This window comes from Rhodothermaceae bacterium (assembly GCA_009838195.1).
Lineage (GTDB): Bacteria > Bacteroidota > Rhodothermia > Rhodothermales > Bin80 > Bin80.
This window is the reverse complement of sequence record VXSC01000008.1, coordinates 69,673-76,277: the sequence shown is the minus strand read 5'-3', so window position 1 is coordinate 76,277 and position 6,605 is coordinate 69,673. Positions and strand designations below refer to the sequence as shown.

5 protein-coding genes are annotated in these 6,605 nt (G+C 52.6%); all 5 read left to right on the top strand.

All coding sequences use genetic code 11. The annotated features are described in order from the left end of the window. The first annotated feature begins 688 nt into the window (after nt 1-688). The 5 genes from F4Y64_01660 to nadB are packed head-to-tail and all read left to right on the top strand — an operon-like array spanning nt 689 to nt 6,487. A complete protein-coding gene (locus F4Y64_01660; GenBank protein ID MXX96305.1) occupies nt 689-2,218 on the top strand; it encodes an aldehyde dehydrogenase family protein in 1,530 nt (509 codons plus the stop codon). A 2-nt stretch (nt 2,219-2,220) separates the two neighbouring features. Further along, nucleotides 2,221-3,396: a pyridoxal phosphate-dependent aminotransferase gene (locus F4Y64_01655; protein MXX96304.1), complete on the top strand. Its 1,176-nt coding sequence runs from the start codon at nt 2,221-2,223 to the stop codon at nt 3,394-3,396. After that, nucleotides 3,393-3,785: a hypothetical protein gene (locus tag F4Y64_01650; protein ID MXX96303.1), complete on the top strand. Its 393-nt coding sequence runs from the start codon at nt 3,393-3,395 to the stop codon at nt 3,783-3,785. Before F4Y64_01655 ends, F4Y64_01650 begins: the two co-directional genes overlap by 4 nt. A 39-nt stretch (nt 3,786-3,824) precedes the next feature. Then, nucleotides 3,825-4,883: a peptide chain release factor 2 gene (locus F4Y64_01645; protein MXX96302.1), complete on the top strand. Its 1,059-nt coding sequence runs from the start codon at nt 3,825-3,827 to the stop codon at nt 4,881-4,883. Between the two features lie 2 nt (nt 4,884-4,885). Next, nucleotides 4,886-6,487, top strand: coding sequence for an L-aspartate oxidase (gene nadB / locus F4Y64_01640; protein MXX96301.1), 1,602 nt, complete (start codon nt 4,886-4,888; stop codon nt 6,485-6,487). The last annotated feature ends 118 nt before the right edge of the window (nt 6,488-6,605 follow it).

The window sequence follows — 6,605 nt, the reverse complement described above, 5'->3', positions numbered from 1 at the left end:
CCGATACAGAAGCTTCAGAGACGAAGGCTTCTGAGAAAGAGACGTCCGCTGCGGAAGCGCCAGAGGTGAAAGCTTCTGAGGAAGAGGCGTCCGATGCGGAAGCACCAGATGTGAAGGCTTCTGAGGAAGAAGTGCTTGATGTGGAAACGCCAGAGGTTGAAGTCTCCAAGGAGGAAGCGTCCGGGAAAGAAGTATCCGCTAAGAAGGCGCCAAAGACAAAGACCTCTAAGGCAAAAGCGTCCGCTAAGGAGACGTCAAAGGCAAAGGTCTCCACGACAAAAGCATCTGACAAGAAGGCCTCAAAGGCGAAGGCTTCCGGGGAAAAAGCATCCGCTAAGAAAGCGCCAAAGGCGAAGGCTTCCGGGGAAAAAGCATCTACTAAGAAAGCGCCAAAGGCGAAGGCTTCTGAGGCAAAAGCGTCTACCAAGAAAGCGCCAAAGGCAAAGGCTTCTGAGAAAGATGTATCCGATACGGATGTATCAGAGGTAGAAGCGTCTAAGGAAGAAGCTTAAATCATGAAATAATCGGCCTGGAGAACAGCCCACTACAGATGAGCACCTCGTTCCTGGATGAGGAGTACACTTTCAACTGGTTACCGCTACGATGATGATAGTTGCTTCTTTCACGTCGTATGCAACCTGTTGGGCTCATCGCTGCCTTTTCTGCAGTCTGAAGTCGTGTGCTTGAGATGAACGTACGAACCGCTCTCAGTTCACTTGGAATATCTGATGTGGGACCTGGGCTTATCATTGGCTCCTCTGCAGACCCCGGTCAGGGACCTCGCATAGAAGTTCATAGTCCCATTGATGGCAGCCTGATTCAGCATGTTGGCTCGGCAACTTCGGCAGAAGTAGCACGAGGCTGCGAGGCCGCACATCATGCGTTTCTTTCATGGCGGGTCGTTCCTGCGCCCCGTCGTGGAGAGCTGGTCCGTCAATTGGGGCAGATACTGCGAGAGCACAAAGAAGAGTTGGGCTACTTGGTCACCCTGGAGGCAGGTAAGATTCAATCAGAAGCGGAGGGGGAGGTGCAGGAGATGATTGATGTGTGTGATTTTGCCACTGGGCTGAGTCGCCAACTCTATGGGTTTACCATCCAAAGTGAACGTCCTCAGCATCGGCTGATGGAGCAGTGGCATCCTTTGGGTGCGATCGGTGTGATTTCGGCCTTTAATTTTCCTGCGGCTGTGTGGTCATGGAATGCTGCCTTGGCACTGGTCTGTGGGGATTCGGTAGTCTGGAAGCCTTCCGAGAAGACACCACTGACTGCATGGGCATGCCATAACCTTCTGATGAGAGTAGTCCGCGACTTTGAAGATGCTCCGGATGCGTTGAGTGTAGTAATCAATGGTGGTCGTGATGTAGGAGAGGCATTGGTTGACTCTGCATATTTGCCATTGATTTCGGCAACCGGGTCCATTGCAATGGGGCGGGCTGTAGGGCAACGTGTGGCCAAACGACTGGGGCGTTCATTGTTGGAACTTGGGGGCAATAATGCGCTCATCGTCGCTCCAGGTGCAAATATGGATCTCGCAGTGAAGGCAATTACCTTTGCTGCAGTGGGAACCGCAGGACAGCGATGTACGACGCTTCGCCGCCTAATTGTTCACAAAAGTGTAAAGGATGAGCTATTGTCACGTCTGCTCCGTACCTGGGGATCCATACGGATTGGGGATCCACGCGAAAGCGATGTGTTGGTAGGGCCCCTTATTGATGAGGGTGCAGCCAAGGCAATGGAGCGTGCATTGGCTTCGGCTACCGAGCAGGGAGGACAGGTCCATGGGGGAGGACGCGTCACAGCGGATGTCCCCTCCGGTGGTGTCTACGTGCGGCCTACGCTCATAGAAATTTCTTCCGAAGCACCGATTGTGCAAACAGAAACGTTTGCACCGATCTGTTATGTACACGAATATGATCAACTGGAGGAGGCAATCAGAATCCAGAATGATGTGCCACAGGGACTCTCGAGTGCAATCTTCACTGACAGCGTTGTAGAGGCTGAGATTTTTTGTGGGCCTGCAGGAAGTGACTGCGGAATTGCGAATGTAAATATTGGTACGAGCGGGGCTGAGATTGGTGGTGCCTTCGGAGGAGAAAAAGAAACCGGTGGAGGGCGTGAAAGTGGTTCGGATTCTTGGAAACATTATATGCGCAGAGCAACCAATACCGTGAATTATGGCAAAGACCTTCCCTTGGCACAGGGAGTAGAATTCGTATAATAATGTCATTACTCGCTCCACATATTCAGTCCATTCCCCCGAGCGGTATCCGCCGTTTTTTTGATATTGCAGCTTCCATGGAGGGTGTGATTTCATTGGGGATCGGGGAGCCGGATTTTGTGAGCCCACGCCCCATTATGGATGCAGCGGTCGCGTCAATGGCGGCGGGAAAGACAGGGTACACTTCGAATGCCGGTCTAATTGAACTGCGAGAGGCCATTGCAGAACACCTGTACGATCTATATGGATATCAGGTAGAGCCAGATCAAATTCTGATCACCGTTGGCGCCAGCGAAGCAATGCAATTGGCGATGCTATCACTACTGAGCCCTGGGGATGAAGTCCTAATTCCGGAACCATGCTTTGTGTCCTATGGCCCGGTGGCCCGGTTTGCTCATGGTAGGGTGGTCTATGTCCCGACGCGTGCAGAAACAAATTTTGAAGTGACGGCAGAAGATATCTCCAGTAGAATCACCTCCCGGACCCGGATGATTTTTATTGGCTATCCGAATAACCCGACAGGTGCGATCCTGAGACGGGAAACCCTCGAGAAAATTGCTGCCATTGCAGAGGCCCATAACCTCGTCTTGGTCTCAGATGAGATCTATGATCAACTTATCTATGGAGATGCGAAGCGGATAGGGCATGCCAGTGCTTGGTCAGTTGAGTCCTTGCGCGAGCGCAGTGTAATTCTGGGGGGATTCTCGAAAGCTTACGCCATGACTGGATGGAGGCTTGGTTACGCGATTGCTCCTGCTTCAATCTACGAGGGGCTCTATAAGGTCCATCAGTATATGATCATGAGTGCTCCGACCGTTGCCCAATACGGGGCCTTGGCGGCAATCCGGGACTGTGCTTCGGAGGTTGAGCGTATGCGGCAGGCATATGATGGCCGTAGACGTGTGATTGTAGATGGTTTGCGGGCAGCAGGACTCCCCACTTTTGAGCCAGAAGGGGCATTTTATTGTTTCCCGGATATCCGGGAAACAGGGCTGACTTCGGAGGAGTTTGCAGAAAATTTGATTCACGAAGAATCAGTTGCCGTGGTGCCAGGAGATGCTTTTGGGCCCAGTGGGGCAGGGTTCGTACGCTGCTCCTATGCGACTGCGGATGACAAGGTTGCCGAGGCTACTTGCCGGATCAATCGATTTGTTCAGAAGTGCAAGAATGGCCGATGATTCGAATATTGATTGGGCTAGGAACTGCGATCATTCTTCATCTGATTCTGGGATGGGCATGGAGTATTGGAGGCGGCATCGCTGCAGGGATGTATTGCCGAAGACGCGCATGGCTTGCAGGAGGCATTGCAGTGGGACTGGGCTGGGCCCTGTTTGTCGCACATACATTCATCGTTGCTCCTGAGCCAACCATACGGCTACTGGCGATCATGGGGGCGATGTTCGGAGGTCTCCCGGGGGCACTTATTCCGGTGGTAACGGTATTTGTGGGGGGATTACTTGGGGTCGTCGGCGGGGCACTGGGAGCGTCCATGAATCCGGTTCTCACGCCTTTATGGAATCAGTTGAGGTCCCGTTTTTCTCAGCGAAGCCACTCTGCTATCAGATGATATCCGGGCCAGAAATAGAAAGCTTACTGGAGCGTGCACATGCGCTCGGAGGCTATCTTTGACGTTGCAAAGCGATCAGAACGAGTCCAGGCGCTGAATGAGAAACGCCTACTGCCGGATTACTGGGATGATGCCGAAGCAGCACAGGCGAACGAGCGTGCAATCGCATCTGAGAATGAGTGGCTGCAGGCATACAAGATCGTACGTGAGCATGCCGAGGATGTATCGGTTCTGATTGAGCTTTCCGAAGAAGAATCAGAAGATTTAGGGGAGGAAATTGAAGCAAGCTGTAACGCATTGCAGCAATTGATTGAATCCCTTGAGTTGCGTAGCATGCTTTCCGGAGAGGATGACCATCGCAATGCCATTCTGACGATTAATCCCGGTGCCGGTGGGACCGAAAGTCAGGATTGGGCCGAGATGCTGCTGCGGATGTACACACGCTATGCAGAACGGCAGGGTTTCAAGGTTTCGATTCTCGGCCACCAGGCGGGGGAAGTTGCTGGTATCAAGAGCGCCTCTCTGAGTGTTCAGGGAGAGTTTGCCTATGGCTATCTCAAAGCTGAATCCGGTGTGCATCGGCTGGTGCGTATTTCTCCGTTCGACTCTAATTCGCGTCGACACACCTCGTTTGCAAGTGTATTTGTGTACCCGGAGATTGACGAAACCATAGAGATTGACCTGCGGGCCGCGGATATTGAGTTGCAGACCTTCCGCTCAGGAGGAAAGGGCGGACAAAATGTAAACAAGCTTGATACCGGTGTGCGGTTGATCTGGACGGGGGCACTCTCAAATGGAGAAGAGGTTCGTGTTGCCGCAGAGTGTACCGAGGAACGCAGCCAGTTGCAGAACCGGGAACGAGCCATGACCATGCTCAAGAGCCGCGTTTACCGTTTAGAGCAGGCAATTCAGGAAGAAGAGAAGAATAAGCGTGAAGCCCAAAAGAAACGGATTGACTTTGGGAGTCAGATCCGATCCTATGTATTCCAGCCGTACACAATGGTCAATGATCATCGGACGGAGCTCAAGATCACTGATGTTCAGTCTGTTATGGATGGAGATCTGCATGCATTTATTAAAGCCTATCTGCTGCAATAACGATGGCCGACCGACATCAATATGATTATCTCGTTTTAGGGAGTGGGATCGCGGGGTTATGGTTTTCATTGGGCGTTGCCGATCAAGGACAGGTCGCAATCATCACCAAGAAGGAGACTGCCGAATCCAACACGAATTATGCCCAGGGGGGAATCGCGGGGGTATGGGACAAGAATGACTCCATCGAAAGTCATATTCAAGATACAATCATTGCCGGTGCAGGCCTCTGTGACGAGAGCGTAGTCAGGGATGTGATTACCGAAGGTCCCCGTGAGATTCAGGCATTGATTGACATGGGGGCATCCTTCACCAAAGCGGAGGGGCAGTTGCATCTCGCTCGTGAGGCGGGCCATGCACATCCGAGAATTCTTCATGCCAGAGATCGGACCGGGCGGGAGATTGAACGTGTCCTCTTGGAAAAAATTCAGGCACATCCCAATATCACGATCTTCGATTATCACTATGCGGTGGATCTGATTACAGAGCATCATCTGGGACAACATGTGACAAGACTACGCCCGGATGTCAGTTGTTATGGTGCCTATGTGCTGGATGAGAGGGACGAGACCGTGTATACATTTCTGGCACGTGTGACCCTACTGGCGACTGGAGGATCGTGTGCGGTCTATCAGCATACGACGAATCCTTCCATTGCAACGGGAGATGGGGTTGCCATGGCCTATCGCGCAAAAGCACGGGTAGCCAATATGGAATTTATCCAGTTCCACCCCACGTCACTGTATCAGGGAAAATTCCACAAAGGGCGTGCGTTTCTGATCTCTGAGGCAGTCAGAGGATATGGCGGTATCTTGTTAAATCAGAGTGGCGAGGCATTTATGGAGCGTTATGATCCTCGGGCTGAGTTGGCACCGCGTGATATTGTTGCCCGTGCAATTGATGATCAGCTCAAGAACCGGGGAGAAGATTATGTGTATTTAGATGTATCACATCTTGCGGAATCCAAAACAGAGGAAGCATTCCCGCATATTGTAGAGACCTGCCGGAAGCTTGGCATCAATCCGACATCCGAACCCATTCCAGTTGTTCCTGCGGCGCATTATCAATGCGGTGGCGTGCAAACCGATACGATGGCCAGGACGAGTATTACAGGACTCTTGGCGATTGGAGAGGTCGCCTACACAGGTTTGCACGGAGCAAACCGGCTCGCAAGCAATTCTCTTCTGGAAGCCATGGTTTTTAGTCGAAGAGCGGTCAACATAGCTCCACAAATTGCAGCTCGGCGAAACTTCAATGAACTAGTGCCGGATTGGAACGCTTCCGGTACCGGACAGCAGGGAGAATGGGTGCTCATATCTCATAACCGAGAGGAACTGCAGCGGACCATGTGGAACTACGTGGGGATCGTCCGCTCTGATCTAAGGCTTGCTCGAGCACTACGCCGAACGCGGCTGCTTTATGAGGAGGTGGAGGAGTTTTACGATCGAACCCGCATCTCCAGTAGGCTCTGCGAACTGCGTAATCTCATCGCCGTCGCATATCTGATCATTCGCAGTGCACAGATGCGGCGGGAGAGCCGAGGGTTGCACTACACCCTAGACTACCCAGAGCAGGTTACCGCGGAGCGGCGGGCCAGTCTGGTCTGATCGGAACAATCATTAGGAAGGATGGTAACCACCCGTGTAGCGGCGGTGTGCGCGCCGGGATCTATGATCTGGGTGCGGGCAATGGCTGCTCGACGGCAGAGAGGAGCTCGGTTGCGGG